This is a genomic window from Streptomyces colonosanans (assembly GCF_001866645.1).
Taxonomy (GTDB): Bacteria; Actinomycetota; Actinomycetes; order Streptomycetales; family Streptomycetaceae; genus Streptomyces; species Streptomyces colonosanans.
Genome location: NZ_MLYP01000107.1, coordinates 1 through 1,900, shown reverse-complemented (window position 1 = coordinate 1,900; position 1,900 = coordinate 1). Strand labels below are relative to the sequence as shown.

Here is a 1,900-nt window from a genome sequence, read left to right as displayed (position 1 = left end):
CCAGCCGCTCGACCGTGGGTCCTTCGAAGAAGGATCGGAGTGGGAGTTCAACATTGAGTACGGTGCGGATGCGGCTGATGACGCGGGTGGCGAGGAGCGAGTGGCCGCCGAGGTCGAAGAAGCTGTCGTCGATGCCGACCCGCTCCACTCCCAGCACCTCCGCGAAGATTTCACACAAGGCTCGCTCACGCTCGCTACGCGGGGCACGTGAGGACACGGCCGCGGTGTAGTCGGGGGCGGGGAGTGCACGCCGGTCGACCTTGCGGTGCGCGGTCAATGGGAGTTCGGGAAGGACCACAACAGCGGCCGGCACCATAAACTCCGGCAGCACCGAGCCCACGTAACGGCGCACGTCAGCGCCTTCAAGACTGTCCTGTCCACCGGCCGGCACGACATAGGCGACCAGCCGCTTCTCACCGGGCTGGTCTTCCCGGGCCATCACCGTCACCTGCGAGACCTGTGGATGCCCGGCAACCACCGCCTCGATCTCACCGAGCTCGACCCGGAAACCACGGACCTTCACCTGCTCATCCGCACGACCGACATACTCAAGCTGCCCATCCCGACGGCGACGCACGACATCACCCGTGCGATACATCCGCGCCCCCGGCTCGCCGAACGGATCAGCGACAAACCGCTCAGCCGTCAGACCCGGCCGATTCAGGTAGCCACGCGCCAACTGCGCACCCGCCAGATACAGCTCCCCCGCCACACCCACCGGCACCGGACACAACCCCGCATCCAGCACGTATGCACAGGTGTTCCATACCGGCAGACCAATCGGCGGCACGCCCTCACCAGAGAGGGGCACACTTGCGGTGGACGCCACCGTCGCCTCGGTCGGACCGTAGATGTTGACCATCCGACGGCCACGCGACCACTGACGGGCCACCTCCGGCGGACACACCTCACCCGCCACCACCAGCGTCAGCCTCTCGGGCAGGCCTCCCGCCTCCGCCAGTACCGGCAGCGTCGCCGGTGGCAGCGTCGCATGCGTCACCCCGCACTCACCCACCAGACGCACCAGCTCCGGCCCGGGAACCAGACGCTCAGCCGCACCCAGCACCAGCGTCGCGCCCGCCAACCAGGCCGGCCACATATCCGCCACCGCCGCATCAAAACTCGGCGAAGCAAACTGCAGCAGACGACTGCGCTCATCAATGCCCAGCCGTGCCACGTGGTCCAACGCCAGGTTCACCACACCCGCATGCCCAACGACCACACCCTTCGGTCGTCCCGTCGAACCCGACGTATAGATCACATACGCAGGATGCAGCGGAGACAGAGCACACCGACGGTCCGCGTCCGACAGATCCGCCCCGGACTCCACCGCCACGCCGTCGGCGATGTCCTCCAGGACCAGCGCGGTCACACCATCCGGCACAGTCTCACGGACCGCCTCCGACGTGATCACCACCGCCGGGGTGGCGTCCTGAAGCATGTAGGCGATCCGCTCGGCCGGATACTGCGGGTCCACCGGCACATACGCCGCACCCGCCTTCAACACCGCCAGCATCACCGTGACCAACTCCGGCGAACGCGGCAGCACCAACGCCACCCGCCCCTCCGGACCCACACCACACCCCACCAAGAACCGAGCCAACCGGTTCGCCCGCGCATTCAACTCCGCATACGACAGCTCCACACCCTCAAAGCTCACCGCCACCGCATCCGGAGAACGGCCCACCTGCCGCTCGAACACCACAGGCAACGACGCCCACGGCACCCCAACCCGCTCACCCTGCCAACCCGACAGCAGCTCCCCACGCTCACCCGCCGACAAAACCTCCAGCCGACCCACCCGCACATCCGGATCCGCCACCACCACCGACAACAACCGACCAAAACGACCGGCCAACTCCTCAACCGACACCCGATCAAACAAATCAGTAGCGAACTC

The 1,900-nt window shown here is 66.9% G+C and carries 1 protein-coding gene; it reads right to left on the bottom strand.

Going from position 1 to position 1,900, the window contains the following annotated elements:
- On the bottom strand, positions 1-1,900 hold a 1,900-nt coding region (locus tag BIV24_RS29665), incomplete at both ends, for a non-ribosomal peptide synthetase (RefSeq protein WP_143064699.1).